This window comes from Spirosoma gilvum, assembly GCF_054776815.1.
Window position 1 is genome coordinate 38,624 of sequence record NZ_BAAHBH010000023.1, and the last position, 17,888, is coordinate 56,511.

At 49.5% G+C, this 17,888-nt stretch carries 14 protein-coding genes; 6 read left to right on the plus strand and 8 right to left on the minus strand.

Going from position 1 to position 17,888, the window contains the following annotated elements; translation table 11 throughout:
- The 4 genes from ACYVFD_RS34830 to ACYVFD_RS34845 all read right to left on the minus strand — a co-directional run bounded on the left by ACYVFD_RS34830 (nt 1) and on the right by ACYVFD_RS34845 (nt 5,815).
- Complete coding sequence (locus tag ACYVFD_RS34830; protein WP_461095238.1) at nt 1–1,194, minus strand: trans-sulfuration enzyme family protein; 1,194 nt, start codon at nt 1,192–1,194, stop codon at nt 1–3.
- A gap of 75 nt (nt 1,195–1,269) precedes the next feature.
- Entirely contained in the window at nt 1,270–2,337 is a 1,068-nt protein-coding gene (locus ACYVFD_RS34835) for a sulfite exporter TauE/SafE family protein (RefSeq protein ID WP_461095239.1), read from the minus strand.
- Nucleotides 2,338–2,585: 248 nt separating this feature from the next.
- Nucleotides 2,586–3,785 carry a S8 family serine peptidase gene (locus tag ACYVFD_RS34840; RefSeq protein ID WP_461095240.1) on the minus strand — a complete coding sequence of 400 codons (1,200 nt, stop codon included), beginning with the start codon at nt 3,783–3,785 and terminating at the stop codon, nt 2,586–2,588.
- Between the two features lie 179 nt (nt 3,786–3,964).
- On the minus strand, nt 3,965–5,815 hold the full coding sequence (locus ACYVFD_RS34845) for a hypothetical protein (protein ID WP_461095241.1): 1,851 nt from the start codon (nt 5,813–5,815) through the stop codon (nt 3,965–3,967).
- A 141-nt stretch (nt 5,816–5,956) separates the two neighbouring features.
- On the opposite strand from ACYVFD_RS34845, the gene ACYVFD_RS34850 reads away from it, so the two are divergent.
- Complete coding sequence (locus tag ACYVFD_RS34850; protein ID WP_461095242.1) at nt 5,957–8,968, plus strand: leucine--tRNA ligase; 3,012 nt, start codon at nt 5,957–5,959, stop codon at nt 8,966–8,968.
- A gap of 51 nt (nt 8,969–9,019) precedes the next feature.
- Here ACYVFD_RS34850 and ACYVFD_RS34855 read toward each other — a convergent pair whose 3' ends face one another.
- Nucleotides 9,020–9,562 (minus strand): Uma2 family endonuclease, encoded by a 543-nt coding sequence (locus ACYVFD_RS34855; RefSeq protein WP_461095243.1) that lies wholly within the window; start codon nt 9,560–9,562, stop codon nt 9,020–9,022.
- A gap of 31 nt (nt 9,563–9,593) precedes the next feature.
- A complete protein-coding gene (locus tag ACYVFD_RS34860) occupies nt 9,594–10,613 on the minus strand; it encodes an LLM class flavin-dependent oxidoreductase (protein WP_461095244.1) in 1,020 nt (339 codons plus the stop codon).
- Between the two features lie 162 nt (nt 10,614–10,775).
- Here ACYVFD_RS34860 and ACYVFD_RS34865 point away from each other — a divergent pair, with 162 nt between their 5' ends.
- The 3 genes from ACYVFD_RS34865 (at nt 10,776) to ACYVFD_RS34875 (ending at nt 14,171) form a co-directional block, all read left to right on the plus strand.
- Nucleotides 10,776–11,663 carry a glycerophosphodiester phosphodiesterase family protein gene (locus ACYVFD_RS34865; RefSeq protein ID WP_461095245.1) on the plus strand — a complete coding sequence of 296 codons (888 nt, stop codon included), beginning with the start codon at nt 10,776–10,778 and terminating at the stop codon, nt 11,661–11,663.
- Nucleotides 11,664–11,716: 53 nt separating this feature from the next.
- Nucleotides 11,717–13,060: an MFS transporter gene (locus ACYVFD_RS34870; protein ID WP_461095246.1), complete on the plus strand. Its 1,344-nt coding sequence runs from the start codon at nt 11,717–11,719 to the stop codon at nt 13,058–13,060.
- A gap of 76 nt (nt 13,061–13,136) precedes the next feature.
- Entirely contained in the window at nt 13,137–14,171 is a 1,035-nt protein-coding gene (locus ACYVFD_RS34875) for a zinc-dependent alcohol dehydrogenase (RefSeq protein ID WP_461095247.1), read from the plus strand.
- A 53-nt stretch (nt 14,172–14,224) separates the two neighbouring features.
- On the opposite strand, the gene ACYVFD_RS34880 is transcribed toward ACYVFD_RS34875, so the two are convergent.
- Together ACYVFD_RS34880 and ACYVFD_RS34885 are read right to left on the minus strand one after the other, a co-directional pair.
- Complete coding sequence (locus ACYVFD_RS34880) at nt 14,225–14,869, minus strand: NAD(P)-dependent oxidoreductase (protein WP_461095248.1); 645 nt, start codon at nt 14,867–14,869, stop codon at nt 14,225–14,227.
- Between the two features lie 66 nt (nt 14,870–14,935).
- Complete coding sequence (locus tag ACYVFD_RS34885; RefSeq protein ID WP_461095249.1) at nt 14,936–15,343, minus strand: Rrf2 family transcriptional regulator; 408 nt, start codon at nt 15,341–15,343, stop codon at nt 14,936–14,938.
- A gap of 219 nt (nt 15,344–15,562) precedes the next feature.
- On the opposite strand from ACYVFD_RS34885, the gene ACYVFD_RS34890 reads away from it, so the two are divergent.
- Together ACYVFD_RS34890 and ACYVFD_RS34895 are read left to right on the plus strand one after the other, a co-directional pair.
- Complete coding sequence (locus tag ACYVFD_RS34890; protein WP_461095250.1) at nt 15,563–16,702, plus strand: DUF819 family protein; 1,140 nt, start codon at nt 15,563–15,565, stop codon at nt 16,700–16,702.
- A gap of 114 nt (nt 16,703–16,816) precedes the next feature.
- Nucleotides 16,817–17,635, plus strand: a complete 819-nt coding sequence (locus ACYVFD_RS34895) for a peptidoglycan-binding domain-containing protein (protein ID WP_461095251.1) — start codon at nt 16,817–16,819, stop codon at nt 17,633–17,635.
- Nucleotides 17,636–17,888: the final 253 nt, after the last annotated feature.

The following is a 17,888-nucleotide window of genomic DNA, read 5'->3' on the forward strand; positions in this document are numbered from 1 at the left end:
TCAGGCTACTTTCTCTTTGAGAACCTCAGCCGATTTTGTGGCAGCCTGCGTAAAGTCTTCGATCAGATCGTCAATAGCTTCCAGACCAACCGAAATCCGAATCAGACCGGGTGTAATGCCTAAAGCCGCTTTCTCATCGGGTTTCAGTTTCGCGTGGGTGGTTGTGTTTGGGTTGGTCACAATCGTGCGCGAATCACCCAGGTTGGAGGAAAGCGTTGGAATCGTCAGCGCATCGTAAAATGCTTTTACCCGCTCGAAACCGCCTTCCAGTTCAATCGTAACGATAGCACCGCCCGCGCTCATCTGTTTCTTGGCCAACTCATATTGCGGATGTGATGGCAAAAATGGGTAGAGCACACGCTCTATATCAGGATGCGCTTCTAAGGCTTCGGCCAGTTGCTGAGCATTCCGGCAATGCCGCTCCATACGTAAATCCAGCGTTTCCAGACTTTTCGATAGCACCCATGCATTGAACGGTGAGAGCGATGGGCCTGTATGACGGGCAAAGAAGCGAATTGGCTGGATCAGATCGGCCCGACCTACAACAATACCGCCCAATACCCGACCCTGTCCGTCCATATATTTGGTAGCCGAATGTACCGACAGATCAGCGCCATAATCGATTGGGGTTTGCAGAATGGGTGTAGCGAAGCAATTATCCACGTTCAGAATGAAGCCGTACTTTGCTTTCAGGCGAGCCAGCATTTCCAGATCAACCAGTTCCAGGCCAGGATTCGACGGCGTTTCGAGGTACACCATCTTCGTGTTTGGCTGTATGGCTGCTTCCCAGTCGGCTTCGGTGGCGGTGGCATCCACGTAGGTATGCGTAATGCCCCATTTACTCAAAATCTGCGTGATGATCTGGTGGGCGGAACCGAACAACGCCCGGCAGGCTACTATATGATCGCCCGATTTTAACAGACCAGCCATACTGGCAAATACCGCAGCCATTCCTGTTCCTGTGGCAATACCGTCTTCGGCATTCTCCAGCATACACACCTTCTCGACAAACTCCGAAACGTTCGGGTTCGAGAATCGCGAGTAAATATTCCCTGCTTCGGTTTCGTCGAACAGCGCTTTTCCCTGTTCAGCACTGTCAAAAGCAAAACTCGATGTAAGGTATAATGGCACGGAGTGCTCGCGATTCTGCGATTTATCCGTTTGAATACGAATGGCTTTGGTTTGTTTTTTCATAGACTTGTTTTGACAGGATTAACAGGATGTACAGGATTTTTCGGTAGTTGAATCCTGTACATCCTGTTAATCCTGTCAGAAAAACTTGATAATTTTTCGCAAACTTACGATGATGATGACAATACCAACCAATATCATCATGGTTTTAACGGGTAGTTTCTGCGCCAGACGGGCGGCAATGGGAGCGGCAATCATACCGCCCAGGATTAGGCCAATGATTACCAGCCCATAGTTATCGAGACCAGCGTATAAGGCAAAGACAACCGAAGATGCGAAGGAAACGAAGAACTCAGCCAGATTAACTGAACCAATCGTATAACGCGGATGCCGTCCGGCAGCGATAAGCGTAGAGTTGACGATAGGGCCCCAGCCGCCACCACCAATCGCATCGACAAATCCACCGAACCAGGCCAGCAAACCAATCTGGCGGACAGGTTTTTTCTTCTGGTGTTTTGCCAGGGCCTTTTTCAGAATCAAGATACCAAGAATGGCCGTGTAGACGGAAATGGCCGGACTTAAGTAATTGGCAACCAGCTCCATATCGGCCAGTTTCGTAATCAGAAACGCACCTAAAGCAGCACCAATAACCCCCGGAATCAGGACAATTTTGAACAGACGACTATTTACATTCCCAAACTTCAGGTGCATATAGCCCGAAACTCCACTGGTAAAAATCTCTGAACTGTGCACACTGGCCGTAGCAAATACCGGACTGATACCCACACTCGTCAGAAACGTTGTGGCCGTTACGCCGTAAGCCATTCCTAACGCACCATCAATCATCTGGGCCACAAAACCAGCCATAATGAAATAGAAAATGTCGGGTGTGACATGAATGGTATCCGCAATAAGTGTCAGTCGGTCCAGCGTAAAGTAACTGAAGAGCAGATGGCCGACAATCATCAGGGCAAGTGCTGCAAAAACGTAAATCGCAATCTCGGTACGATTACGACGGCGAAGTAGCGGTTGCAAGCTACCCATTTCGATAGTAGCTTTTGGAAAGGCGGCCTGTAGAATCTCAGCCTGTTTGGCAGCATTGTCTCCTTTTAGGCTGATAGTGAGTCCATTCAGGTCGATCTCAGGCTTAGTCAGCGGTATCGAATTGACTTCTGAATTGGGAGGGGGAGCAAATAGTTGACTCATACAGTATAAAGCCTATCGAATAAATGGGGTAATGTATTTATGAAAAACGGCACATCGATGTGCCGCAAGTGCTGAAGTGTTTTCCCGTTCGTAACGTTGAGGTCGAACTGAAAGTGCCACAAAGATACAATACGAATAAAGAAAGTTGCAAGAAAACAATTGAGTACATTAACAATGAGACCCAATTGTTTTCTATTTATCCCAATGATACCCGGCAGAACCAAGCGATAGAGAGAGGCTGGTCGGGTCTAATTGCCTTCGCCGGCCATCGGGTCAGCTTTTCCGTCAGGGTCCCCCGTGACCGTACCGTGGGTAGGCAGGTTCGCTCCCCGAATATAGAGTAAGCCGGCCACGTGGGGAGCCGCCATAGAGGTGCCGCTTAGGGTAGCGTAAGCGCCATTTTTATAGGTAGTGGTGATGCGTACCCCATAAGCGCATACGTCGACACTGCTGCCAAAATTCGAGAAAGAGGCAAACTGATTCTGGCTGTTCATGGCCGAAACGGTGAATACGTTGGCATGATTGACCCGCGATGGTGAGTAGCTGTCGGCATTCTTGCCGTCATTTCCGGCTGCAATGGCGAACAGAATCCCCAGATTGGCCGCTCGGGTTATGGCCGCATCGAGGGTCGAGGAGGTACTTTCTCCACCTAAACTCAGGTTGACCACATCGCCCGACTTCCCATTTTGGGCTACGTAATTGATGGCCTGAATAATGCCGGAAAGGCGGCCTTCGCCTTCATCGTCCAATACGCGGAGCGAAACCAGGGTAGCGCCGGATGCAATGCCTGTTACACCAATGCTGTTGTTTTTGGCACCGATGATGCCTGCAACGTGCGTACCGTGGCCATTTTCGTCATCGGCCGAGGTATTGCCGCTAACGAAGGATTTACTTCGACTGACATCTACATTCAGATCGGGATGGTCGAGATCGATGCCTGTATCGATAATCCAGGCGGTTTTGCCGGTTTGTAAATCGCCCCGCCCGTAGCCGGTCTGCTTAATATTCCAGGACAAGGTTGACGTGGTGGCTACATCGACACAACTACAGATCGACATGATCCGGTCGGGTTCTACCATTACCACATTGGGGTCATGGCGTAATTGCTCGGATTCGCTCTCGGTTAGGTGGGCCAGAAAGCTGGTTTGTTCATCCGAGGCTAATACATCGGCCTGCGTATCGGCAATCTGATAATCAGCCAGAAGCTGTTCGAAACGGGCTTCGGTTGCTGCCACTCTAGCCCCTGCCACTCCTGACAGTGTTTGAGTCGGCTGATACGTAACAATGTAAGAACCGGCAATGGCAACACCGCTGTTGGATGAAGCTTTGACCAGACAATCAGCCGAAATACTGGTTGGTTCTACACTACTATCGGCCTGACAACCAAACAAACCAATGCCAGTTACAGCGACGTTGAAAAGTGTCGCGAATGGGAGAAAACGTCGCATAACGTACGTACGAAAATGGATAAGTAAAAAGCAGATTCGTAGAACGTTAGGTCATATAGACGGGCGATTGTTTAGCAGATTGTGTTGGAGCAGGAAGAAGGGTTCTGGCACGTAAAAGCCACTTTATCACCTATACGTATAAAACGAAATCGCCGTTGCAACTCGTGCTGATTGGCAGACTATTTTTTTGCCTGAATGGGCAGGAAAACAACCCGTCCGGCAGCGGGGAAAGTCGTTTGGGCGATGGGCTGACCATACCGTTGGTAAAATTGAGCAACCTGGTCGGGTGTCAATAAATCTGGATATACGTTTATTCCAGCGAAGTGATTCTTTTTAAGGAAGTTATCAAGAAACTGCCAGTCCTGTTCAGTAAATCGTCGGCCAGGGGTTAGAAGCCGGGGCCAGCCATCCCGTAAAAAAGGCTGAATCTGATCGGGGTGTAGTCGGCCAAAATATTGTCCTGCGCCACTTTTGTCGTAGAACCGTCGGAACGTAAACACTGCATTTTGCTGGTCATAATAGGGACATAGCCCTTCCGGCCCACCCGGCCCATTGGCTCCAATGGCGCAGAAAGGCCAGTCGAGTACGGCTACACCGGGCTGCTGGCGGACTACGGAGCAGTAATCCAGTACATTATTGGAAACGACGTGACTTGGATACCGGTAGCGTGGATAGTAGCCCGTTCGCCATTCGATCAGCATCAATCCAACCAACAGAAAAAGCAGTAGTTGGTTGGTCAACTGATGTGGCCATCGGATGGGAAGAGCCAGGAGACAAAACAAAACGGGATAGATCAGGCTAGCCCTTCCCCCATGCCGGTTGAAGCTAAACCAGGGAAAAACTTTTAGCGTAGGTACAAGCACCGGATGGTAGAGCAGGCATAAAACCAGCATAACGGCAATTGGTAGCCAGAGCGTAGCACGATGTCGAATTTGCCAGAAACCGATGCTTCCTGCTAAAATCAGGTAAAGGCCTGGACTGCCTTGCCCGTAGCTTTCGAAAGCATCCTTAAACCATTGGTGGTAGGGTAGAGCATAGGTATGCAAACCCGGCAAATGAGGGATCAGTAGGCGAAGCGGATGCGACCAGGCCCGGATTTCGGGAACAGCACCGAAGTCGAATTCCCAGGCTGTAAAAGCGATCTGTAAGGTAAGCGGTAAGTACAAATAAAGGCTGATGCCGATAAGTGCCAACCAGGCTATAATACCTACTTTATGGTGATACCATTGCCCTGATAGATAGGCCATTGGTAAGGTAAGCCAGCTTGCCGATTTGTTCTGTCGTGAGACTTCGTTCGATAGACTTCGGTATAACGTAAACACGATAAACGGACTTGCAAGTGTCGTGAACGTAAGGGCAAAACCGGCTACGTAACCGAGTTCCTGCCCCAGTACTTGTATATGCAGCCATACCCAGACCAGCACAAACGATAAGGAAATGGGTTTCTGTTCAACCGCATCATATAGCAGCCGGTAAGTAGCTACCATACAAAGCGTTGTCCAGTGCCCCACCCCAACATTCATGTGAACGGGGAATTTGTAGATTGCATAAAAATTAAATACCGATACGATCAGGCCAGCCAGAAAGGCTTTGAATCGACCAAAGCGGGATTGTAGCAGCAGAAATGTACCGATAGATGCCACCAGAAGGGTATATAAATAGTAGGATTGGAGATAAGGTCCAGGCCCATTCAAAAGAAGATAACAGGCTCGGTACCAGTAATCCCGCTCGAATCCCCAGTCCAGAAAAACCTGATTCGTGCCATACGGATAAAACGTTTGAGTATTGACCAGATTCAGATGCGGGAACGGAGTAAAGTACAGGTTCTTCGTGAAAAAATAACCCACATATTCAAACTGGTCCGTATCGTTCCCATCGGAGAGGGGATGGCTAAAATCGCCAATAATTCCGCAGCCCAGCCCAGTCGTCAGTAATCCTAAACCGATCAGCCAGACCCAATTTGATGGATCTGAGAAGGTGGCTGATGAGTTGGTTAGAGCAGGAGAAACAGACGGACGGACGCGATTCATCAGGAAGTTTATGCAATCACCGGCACAAGTGATAGACAAAAGTGCTTGCAAACGGCTATTTTTGCAAGAAAACAAGTAATGCGGCTGGAAAGCCGACGAATCTTTTGCTACCGTTTGCGGCTAAAAAGCCGCACTACCATTATGGCCGACTATAACCACCGCGAAACCGAACAAAAATGGCAACGGTTTTGGGACGAACACCAAACCTACCAGCCCGAAGCCAACACCGACAAACCTAAGTACTATGTGCTCGACATGTTTCCGTACCCATCAGGAGCCGGACTACACGTTGGTCACCCGCTCGGGTATATTGCGTCGGATATTGTGTCACGGTACAAGCGACTGAAAGGATATAACGTCCTGCATCCGATGGGCTTCGATTCGTTTGGGCTTCCGGCCGAACAGTATGCTATTCAGACCGGACAGCATCCGGCCATTACGACTGAACAAAATCGGGTCCGGTATATTGAGCAATTGAAAAATATCGGGTTTAGTTTTGACTGGAGCCGCGAGGTACGTACGTCCGATCCAGTCTACTACAAATGGACGCAGTGGATTTTCATGGAATTGTTCCGCTCGTGGTACAACCGCGATACTGACCGGGCCGAACCCATCGAAACGCTGCTGGAAAAATTCGCGACCAACGGCACCACGGATGTCAACGCTGTTTGTGATGACGACCGCGACGGCGGACCGGCAACAACGTTTACAGCCGCCGAGTGGAATGCCATGTCGGCCGAAGAATCGTATAAGATTACCCTGAAATACCGATTGACGTATCTGGCCGATGCGGTCGTGAACTGGTGCCCGGCATTGGGTACCGTACTGGCAAATGACGAGGTGAAAGATGGTGTGTCGGAGCGGGGTGGCTACCCAGTCGAGCAGAAACTGATGCGTCAGTGGATGATGCGTATTACCGCCTATGCTGACCGCTTACTGACTGGTCTGGACACCATCGACTGGACCGAATCGCTGAAAGAACAGCAACGCAACTGGATCGGTAAGAGTGTAGGCGCAAGTGTAAAATTTGCAGTAGCTCCTTACTCCTCACTCCTCACTTCTAACGACTATATTGAAGTGTTTACCACTCGTGTGGATACCATTTACGGGGTTACGTTTATGGTGTTGGCTCCTGAGCACGAACTGGTGGCCCAATTGACAACGCCCGAACAGCGCGAGGCTGTAGAAGCCTATGTCAATGCGGCCAAAATGCGTTCCGAGCGCGACCGTATGGCCGACACCAAGGCCGTGTCGGGCGTATTTACGGGGAGCTACTGTATCAATCCGTTCAACAACGAGAAGGTGCCTATTTTCCTGGCCGATTATGTGCTGGCCGGATACGGCACGGGTGCCGTGATGGCGGTCCCTTCGGGCGATCAGCGCGACTGGAACTTCGCCACGCATTTCGGCTTGCCCATCATCCCAATTCTGGATGCGCAGAAAGACATCGATAAACAGGCTGATAATACCAAAGAAGGCCGCTACATCAACTCGGGAATTATTGACGGCATGACCTATCAGCAGGCTACTCCCGCCCTAATTGCCTGGCTGGAAGAACGTGGACTGGGGCGTGGTAAGGTCAATTATCGGATGCGGGATGCCGTATTCAGTCGCCAACGCTACTGGGGCGAACCAGTGCCCGTGTATTTCAAAGGTGGGTTGCCCTATCTGATCGATGAAAGTGATCTGCCGCTGGAATTGCCTGCTATTGACAAATACCTGCCGACCGAAACGGGCGAGCCACCCCTGGGCCGTGCAGAGGGATGGAAATATAAAGCAGAGTATGAGTATGAATTGAGCACTATGCCGGGTTGGGCCGGTTCATCCTGGTACTGGTATCGCTACATGGACCCAAATAACGACACGGCCTTTGCCAGCAAAGACGCCATCAACTACTGGCAGAATGTGGACCTCTACATCGGCGGTACCGAACATGCGACCGGGCACCTGCTGTATAGCCGTTTCTGGAATAAATTCCTGAAAGACCGGGGCTATGTACCGCAGGAGGAGCCCTTCAAAAAGCTGATTAACCAGGGCATGATCCAGGGAATGAGTATGATGGCAAGGGTGTTGATCTATCACAAAAAAACTGATATTGAGTTCTTGCTAGGGGGTAAAGAAATTGACGAGAGCGAAACGGAATATTATCTAATACCTCATAAAGAAAATATAGATAACTTGCTTGAAGGCGCAAACCTTACTGTTATTAATACTCATATTCCTGTAGATTTTGTTGAATTTATAGATGGAAAAAATGTGTTAACTGTCAAAGGGCTTGAGAGATTGCTTGAAGATCAACCTAGGTTTAAAGGGTACATGATTGCTACTCTTGATACAATAACGCAGCCTTTTAGGACAGGTATTGATGACAATGCCATTATTCTCAATTTTGGACCAAAGGCAGAACATTTTTTTCTGGATAGTATGGTTGAGCTAGAGCCAGTTGTCGAAAAAATGTCGAAGTCGAAGTTCAACGTTGTCAACCCCGACATGATTGTTGAGAAATACGGCGCTGACGTTCTTCGGCTGTACGAAATGTTCCTGGGACCGCTGGAACAGGCAAAACCCTGGAATACGAACGGCATAGACGGGGTGTATCGATTTATTCGGAAGTTCTGGCGGTTGTTTTATAAGGACAATGCCGCCGATGGGAGCAGCACCTGGCTGGTAACCGATGAGCAACCAACGCCTGCCGAGTTGAAGATTCTGCACAAGACGATTCAGAAGGCTGAAGGCGACATTGAACTGTACTCATTCAATACATCGGTCAGTGCGTTTATGGTCTGCGTAAATGAGCTAACAGCGTTAAATTGCCACAAACGAGCTGTTTTGCAGGATTTAGTTCTGATTCTGTCGCCTTATGCGCCACACATTACCGAAGAGCTTTGGGCTGCGTTGGGTAATGAACCGGGAACCCTTTCTAAGGCGAAATTCCCAACATTCAACCCGGCTTATCTGGTCGAAGACGCCTTCGAATATCCGATTCAGATCAATGGGAAAGTGCGCACCACCATCAGTTTCTCGCTGGACCGCGCACCTACCGAGATCGAAAAGGAAGTACTGGCCGATGAAATCGTACAGAAATGGCTGGATGGAAAGTCGCCCAAAAAAGTGGTCGTCGTTCCAAAACGCATAGTAAACGTCGTGATATAATTAAAAAGGGCGGTTCAGTGAACCGCCTTTTTTAATTTATAAATCGTCAGGTTAGGCGAATAACGTATTTACACGAATCATGAAGTCAGGCAAAACAGGGGCTGCTGAGCAAATATCGTCGTCCAGGCAAATGGTTACCTGTTTGCGGGAAGTATAAACGTACACCACTTCCTGTTCTGGAAGTATGTTCCAGATGACCTGTACCCCCGCTTTAAAATACTCAGCAATTTTTTCTTCAATGCGATACGCATGATCCGTTTCAGATAATACTTCGATCACAAAAGCCGGTATAACATCCTCGCCGTTTCGACCTCGCTGGATTTGATCTTTAGTAAAATAGGCAATGTCAGGTCGTCGCATTTGAAAGGCAGTTAACATCACATCCGGCTCAGCAATGAAGGTTCCGGTTTTATAATACCCTTTTTCAATAAATAGCGCGTTCAGTACATCGTAGATGTAATATTGCTTCTTCTTCATGCCTGAAGACTGGATAATTTCCCCATTGTTCCATTCATACTTGAAGCCATCACCGGGCTCCCAATCTAAAAAGGCTTCGAGCGTTTGGGGACGTGTTGGGTTCGACGCTTGTATCATGGCGTTTGGCTTTAAGCAAATATACAAAAACTTACGAAACGGGCATATACTTGGTCGGCTGAGTGGCAAGAGCGTCGCGTACCTGTGCGGTCAGAGTAAGCGAATATTTCCGGGCTTCGTGGTCGAAGATAGGGGCGGAGAGAATCAATTCATCAGCCTGTGTCTGCTCCAGAAAAGTCTCTAACTGCCGCTGTACGGTTTTGGGTGAGCCAACGACCGCATATTTGAATACAGACTCGATGCCTGCCAGTTCGTAGTCTGGCCATTGAGTGGTCAGATCATCGACGGGCGGTTGCATTTGGCGGGCTTTTCCTCGTCGGATGTACAAAAATTGCTGTTGAACCGAGGAGAACAATCGCTCCGCTTCCCGGTCGGTATCGGCCACAATCACATTGGCGGCCACCATTGCATACGGCTTATCCAATTGGGCTGATGGAGTAAAGTGAGTGCGATACACATGCAGGGCATGCATCAGATCTTTCGGGGCGAAGTGCGAAGCAAACGCATAGGGTAAGCCAAGCATAGCCGCCAGTTGCGCACCAAATAAGCTGGAACCGAGTATCCAGATCGGAACATTGAGCCCATTTCCCGGCACGGCCTGCACAAACTGATTAGAGTCGTCGGGCTGAAAATACCGCATCAGTTCAACTACATCCTGCGGGAACGTATCTGGACCAGTCGCATCCCGACGTAAAGCACGAGCGGTGGCCTGATCGGCACCCGGAGCGCGGCCCAGTCCCAAATCGATCCGGCCCGGATAGAGCGACTCCAGCGTACCGAACTGTTCGGCAATCACCAGGGGCGAGTGGTTGGGCAGCATGATACCACCCGAACCCACGCGAATGGTTTTGGTACCGCCTGCTACATAACCAATCACGACCGACGTAGCCGCACTGGCCACACCCGGCATATTGTGGTGTTCGGCCAGCCAGTACCGATGATAGCCCAGCGATTCGGCATGTTGCGCCAGATTGAGTGTATTGTGTAACGCCTGTGCTGGGGTATTGCCAGCAACGATGGGCGATAAATCCAGAATTGAAAAGGGAATCATAACAGGATAAGCTTGTGATGTGTGCGGAACGACGCCGTTCCCAATGCTGAATCCGGCCGGATTCAGCGTACATTTGTGTTTTTATAAACAATACATCTTATTCGATCGGTTCCTTCGGAAAGCTTGTAGTATCCTGAAGGAAACCGGCCGTTTTCTGGTAAAATGCGTTCATCTCAGTTTTTTCTTGCCGGGGTCATCGTTTGGATAACTGCCTGTTCCCCCCGAACCTCAACAAATCTGTTGAAAAGTGGTGCTGAGGACTTTTTTCAGTACAAGCCGAATCGTGCTCCACTCATTTCCGTACACCGGGGAGGTGGCGATTTGAAAGGCTATCCTGAAAACTGCATCGAATCGTTTGCGTATGTAGCCCAGCAGATTGGTTCGCCAGCGCATCCGGCCATTATCGAATGCGACATCGACCTGACCAAAGACAGTGTGATGGTGATGATGCACGATGCTACGCTCGACCGAACAACCAATGGTACAGGCAAACTGATCGATAAAACCTATGCCGAACTGGGCCAGTATCGTTTGGAGGACAACATGGGCAACGTAACACCCTACAAAATTCCCACGCTGGAAGAAGTGCTTCGCTGGGGGAAAAATAAAGTTCGGTTTACGCTCGATGTGAAACGGAACGTGTCGTTTGCCAAAGTGGTCGATATGATTCACAAGACGGGTACAAGCGATATTGCCTGCGTGATTACGTACAATGCGCAGGATGCGGCCAAAATTCACCAGCTCGATCCGAACCTGATGCTTTCGGTCACGATTCGAAACCAGGCCGAATACGACCGACTGCGTGAAGTGGGCGTTCCCGATAACCGGATGGTTGCCTTTGTGGGCGTGAAAGAGCCGGATGTGGAACTGTATCAGTTTCTGCATCAGAAAGGCATTGCAACAATCCTCGGCACGCTCGGTAACCTTGATAAACAGGCGGCAGCCAAAGGTGATCAGGTATACAATACATTCGTTCAGCACGGAGCCGATATTATGTCAACCGACCGTCCTCTGGAAATGGCGCGAGTATTGTATTCAACCAGTAAGTAAAGCAGGATAGCGGCTTACCTACAACACTGACAACCCTAAACTAATCCGTTCTATTGTTCTCTACAAATTACCGGTGGCGGGTTATTGCGCTGCTCTTTCTGGCGACAACCATCAATTACGTTGACCGGCAGGTGCTTTCGTTCGTGATGACGGACGAAGGCTTTAAGAAAACCTTGTTGGGGCTGGCACCAGATGTCTTGCTGACCGACGAACACCTGAAGCAGTTCAGGATTCAGATGGGCCTGATCGATTCGGCGTTTAAAGCTACGTACGCCATTGGCTTCCTGCTGATTGGCTGGCTCATTGACCGGGTGGGAACGAAGAAAGGCTTTTCGATTGGCATGGCCGTCTGGAGTCTGGCTAGCATTGTTTCGGGGTTTGTGTCTTCGGCCGGGCAATTTGCTTTGGTGAGGGCCGTTCTGGGGCTTGGCGAAGCGGCTAATTTTCCGTCGGCGATGAAAGCCATTGCCGAGTGGTTTCCTAAACGTGAACGGTCAACGGCGACGGGTATCCTGAATGCTGGTTCCAATATGGGGGTGATTACCACTGCCTTGCTGGTTCCTTTTCTGATGCAGCAGTTTGGCTGGCGGGGTGCTTTTCTGATTTCGGCGGTGCTGGGCGTGCTGATGCTCGTGATCTGGTGGGTGAGTTATGCGAAACCAGAAGATACGTCGAAACTTTCCGAGTCGGAGTATCAGTATATTCTGGAAGAGCGGGAGCCATCCCGAAAACCAGCCTCGACCAGCCGCTACTCGTGGGGGAAATTGCTGAGCCATCGACAAACCTGGGCGTTTTGTTTCGGTAAGATCTTCGCCGATCCGGTTTGGTTCTTTTACCTGACCTGGCTGCCCGATTTCCTGCTCACCAACAACCAGCTCGACCAAAAACTCGATTTGAAAAACTTCGGCATCCCGTTTCTGATCATTTACGTGGTATCTGACATCGGTAGTGTATTCTTCGGCTGGCTGGCAACCTATTGGATGAAAAACGGCTGGTCCGAAAACAAGGCCCGCAAGTTGGCCATGCTCCTTTGCGCCCTGTCGGTTACACCCATCTACCTGATTCCGTCGGTACATAGCTTTGCCGGTGTAGTCGCTATGTTAGCGCTGGCAACGGCTGCGCATCAGGGGTGGTCAACCAATGTATATGCCTTATCGACAACTTTATTTCCGGGCAATTCAGTGGCTACCGCGACGGGTATTGGTGGCTTTATGGGTGGTATGGTTAGCATGGGGGTGGCAGCAGCTACCGGATTCATTGTGGCTACGTTTGGGTATAAACCCATGTTTGTATTTGCCAGTTGCTCGTATTTGATCGGCTTGGTTGTTATTCATCTGGTCCTGCCTATTCTTCGTCCTATCGAAACACAGCCCGAACGACTCGAAGCTACCGTTTAATACGACTCTTCATTCAGGTTGTCAATACAATGAAGACTCGGAATGACCACAAATGACGATCAATGACAATGCTTAAATGAACGACGAAAAAACGCTTATGCTGGCTGGGGTGCTAACGGCTCCCCGGTCGATTGACCTACAGCAGCGGCCAATTCCTGAGCCCGGCCCTGGTGAAGTCAGGATCAAGATGAAAGCGGTGGGCATCTGTGGCTCCGACGTATCGCTCTTTCAGGGACACCGGCCCGATCTGGCTTTTCCGCTGGTACTGGGTCACGAAGGGATTGGCTATATCGATAAACTTGGCGAAGGGGTAAATTCGCATCAACACGGTGATCGTGTAGTCATTGAGCCCAATTATCCCTGTGGGCAATGCGATTACTGCTGGCAGGGGCGCGGGAATATCTGTCCAAACAAGCGGATCATTGGTGTACTGGAAGCCGGTTGTTTTGCCGAGTATGCGGTTGTCCCGGCCCAGTTTGCCTGGCAAGTGCCTGAACAAATCAGCGACGACGATGCGGTGGTAATTGAGCCGACTGCCGTAGCGCTGCATACACTATTTTCGTCGCCCGCCCGGTCCGGTGATACAATTGCCGTTGTGGGGTTAGGGGCTATCGGGCTGCTGGTTACGCATCTGGCTCAACAAATGGGCTACACCGTTCTGGCCTACGACCGGGTGCCTGAGAAAGTGGCATTAGCGGTTACATTTGGCGCAATCGGGATACCGCCGGAGTCGGCTACTGATCAGATCGCCAGCATTTGGAAAGAAGCAAAGGTTCACACCGTTTTTGAATGTGCCGGAGCCGCTCCAGCGTTTACAATGGCTGTTGAGGCTGCTCCACGTGGGGCGAATGTGGTGGTAGCTGGCTTGTCGGATAAACCCAGTGCGCTAACCGAGTTTAGCATCACCCGTCAGGGCATCAATATAATTACCTCCATCATTTACCAACACCCCGTTGATTTCCGACGGACGATTCAACTGATCGCAAGTGGATTTCTGCAGCCCAGTCGTATTATTTCAGCGAAAGAGTCTTTTGACAAGCTGGCTACGGCAATTGAAACTGCTTGCCTCGGCGACCAAACCAAACTGATTCTGACCTTGCCGGAAATTTAGTTAGCACTGCACTTCCTGAAGCGTCTTGCTATCGGGAAGTGCAGTGCTAGCTATCAATATCCTACTGTAAATCGCTTCTGGATGAACTGCGGCTGCTCGATTTCGTTCACAATGGCCACGGCCAGGTCAGCGACGGTAATTTTGCTTTCACCTTTTTCGTCGAAAACGGGCTGATCCGTACCCGTGCGAAACGTGCCGGTGCGTTCGCCAGGGGTCAGGTTGATGGCTGGGCTTAGGAAGGTCCAGTCGAGGGTGGTATTCTGGCGAAGACGGGTCAGGTAATCCCGTGCCGAGAGGGCTCCGGGCTTCCATTCGGCCGGAAACTGGGGAGTGTCGACCAGTTGCACACCGGGAGCCACTTCTAAACTACCCGCGCCACCCACGAACAAATACCGCTTCACACCCGCTTGCTTCGTGCCCTGTTCGATGGTCTCGGCTCCTTTCAAAAAGTCGTCGTACAGGTTTGGGTTGGTCCAGCCCGCGTTGAAGGCGCTTATTACCGCATCATGCCCCGCAACGAGGTCAGCTAGTGCGGTTGCATCCTGTGCATTTCCTTGCTTGACGGTTAAGTTTGGGTCAACAGTCGTGACTTTTTCGGGATGAGGGACGATAGCCGTTACGTTATGTCCCCGCTGAAGTGCTTCGGCTAAAACGGCTGAGCCTACAAACCCAGATGCACCAATAATTGCCAGTTTCATAGTGATACTTAGTTGATTGAAAATTGATTATTGTAATAAAAATTGTTACAGTTTTGAGTAAAAAAATTAATCGAAACGGTGAGCAAAATCGTCCAGTGTACTGACTCCCAGGTTGCGTATCAGTGCTTCTTCGGCTTCCTGATACAGATTGTCCAGATGGCGATTGATCTGCTTACCGACTGGGCAATCGGGATTGGGCGAATTCCGGGCGCTGCCTAACACCATCCCTTGTCGGGTAGCCAGAAACACATCCGATACCCGAATCTGACTGGCCGGTTTAGCCAGTATGGTGCCGCCATTTTTCCCTTCCCGGCTAATCACTAATCCTTTTTTTCGCAGATTGATAATTTCCTTACGAACCAGAACCGGATTGATATTAATACTACCTGCCAGAAAGTCAGACGTTATCCATTCTCCGTTAGCTTTGGCCAGCAGGGTTAAAATATGCATCGATATGGCAAACCGTCCATTCATTACTGTAATATTTATAGTTACAGATTTAACTTGATAATAATTCCCGATCGTGTAAAAAAAGTGTGAAAGATTGACTTTTCATAAACCAGAATCTAGGTCATTTTTACCCCAATAGAACGCGAATTAGTATGATTCTTCTATTTCAAGATCAGTATTGCCGACTAATCTTCGCTCTGTTGGCTATTATTGACTAGTTTAGAGACATAACCTGTCTCTTCCGTGTCTGACTCGATTTTTATCCTCTTCATTCTGTGTCTGAACGTAATTATCTGTGAATGGCTTGACAAAAAACCAGGCTTTCGCCATATCGGAACGGCTTTACTGGTGATTATTGTGACGGCTATCGAAGCCAATCTGGGACTGATCCCGACAACCGAAACGCCGGTTTACGAAAGCATTTTTAGTTACCTCGCTCCATTTTCACTTTTTCTGCTACTGCTAAGTGTAAACCTCAAAGATCTGCGTAAGGCTGGTGTGCCCATGCTAACAATGTTTTTGATCGGGTCGTTGGGGACGATCATCGGCGTTTTTCTGAGTGTTTGGGTGTTTTCGGCACCGCAAACAGTGGGTACGCTATTTTATGCACTGGCGGGCATGTTTACCGGTACGTATATTGGTGGCAGCATTAACTTTCATGCAGTTGCACTTCATTACGGTGTGTCGAAGGCGGGTAATTTGTTCATTGCCGCTACAGCCGCCGACAACATCATTACCGCCCTCTGGATGATCGCGACAATACTCCTTCCCAATTGGTTACAGCGTCGGTTTCCGCAGGAAAAGTCAAGTAAAGCATCAAATCCTGAAATGACATCCGCCGGTGATCCGTTCTCAGATTCTGAAACGATGACGCCGAATGATCTGGCCATTTTGCTGACACTCGGATTTGGCTCTATTTTTCTTGCCAAACAATTGGCGGCCTGGTTTCCCGCAATCCCATTCGTCCTGATTCTGACGACGATGGCCTTAGGACTGGCGCAGTTTCGGGTAATCAACAGACTGCAGGGAAGCCGACTGCTTGGTTTGTTTGGTGTCTATGTCTTCCTGGCTGTTATAGGGGCTTACTGCGACATTGCAGCCTTAATTCATGATGGGCAACTGGCTTTTGTATTGTTCGGGATGATTTTGCTGCTGGTACTTGTCCATGCCCTCATCGTGTTTGGAATCGGCGCATTGTTAAGGCAGGATTGGGATCTTCTTGGTATTGCTTCTCAGGCAAATATCGGGGGAGCTACCTCAGCATTGGCGTTAGCCCGCAGCCTGAATCGCTCTGATTTGCAATTGCCGGCTGTATTGGTCGGTACATTGGGCAATGCGATCGGCACTTATTTGGGCATTCTGATTGCTGAGATTCTTCGATAAATAAAGGGTTAGGCCTTTCACTCAAAAAATAGAATACGGCAAGGGTAGAGACTGTATTATGCTGACCATAATCTGTACTTACGACTTTCAGGACACCATTAATGGGTCACCGACATGCAGAAGATAGCTTTTCAGAATGAACTGACGATCAGCGCTGTTCATCAGCGCAACGGAGCGAACAATACTAAAAAAGACGTTCGGAAAATTCAATCCTGGCTTACGTTATTCGCAATGACTAACGCTGGAGCGACGACAGCAACGAGCATCGACGGTGATTTTGGCAAAGCGACTGAACAGGCGGTCAAAAATTTTCAGAAGGCAAAAGGAGTGGCTCAAAACGGTGTTGTCGATCAGCCCACGTTCGATTTACTAACGGCTCCCATGCGGGCAGCTTTCTTAGGAAATGTAGTCGGAACTGAACTGCGTGGGTTAATGGTCAATGCGGCCCGAAATCATTTACTAAACCGTCCATTTGAACTGGTCATCAATCAGCAATCGAACTCGGGGCCCTGGGTGAGGGCGTATATGGACGGCAATGAAGGGGCTGAGTGGCTTTGGTGCATGGGCTTTGTGCAGACCATTCTAGATCAGGCGGCCTCACTACTTGGGAAAAATTTCAAACAGCTCATGCCGCTGACCTATAGTTGCGATGTCGTTGGTACAACGGGTTTGCAAACGGGCGCCCTTTCGCGATATACCCAGATTCGGGCCAATCCAGCGCTGATGAAACCCGGCGACATTTTTCTTTTGCAAAAAACACCAAACGACTGGATTCATGCGGGCCTGATAACCCACATTGGCGACGATATTATCGAAACCATTGAAGGTAATACCAACGACGGCGGGTCAAACAATGGAAACGCCGTCCTGAGCCGTGTCCGAAATTTCAGAAAATCGAAACTGGATGTGTTTTCTATAGAAGCACTGGTGTGAAGGAAAAGGGTCAGGAGTGGTCAAGGGTAGTCAACTGTTGTCAGGAATAGTCAGGTGTTGTTCCATTACCATGCTTGGCTATACCTGACTACACTTGAACACTCCTGACAACAGTTGACCACTCTTTGAGGTGGTCCGATTTAGCGGCACACTGAATTTGTCAGATTTGTATAATACTCCTGTTCAAATTGTTCAGGGCTTCGGTAGCCCAGCGACGAATGCTTTCTCTCCCTATTATAATAGACTTCAAGGT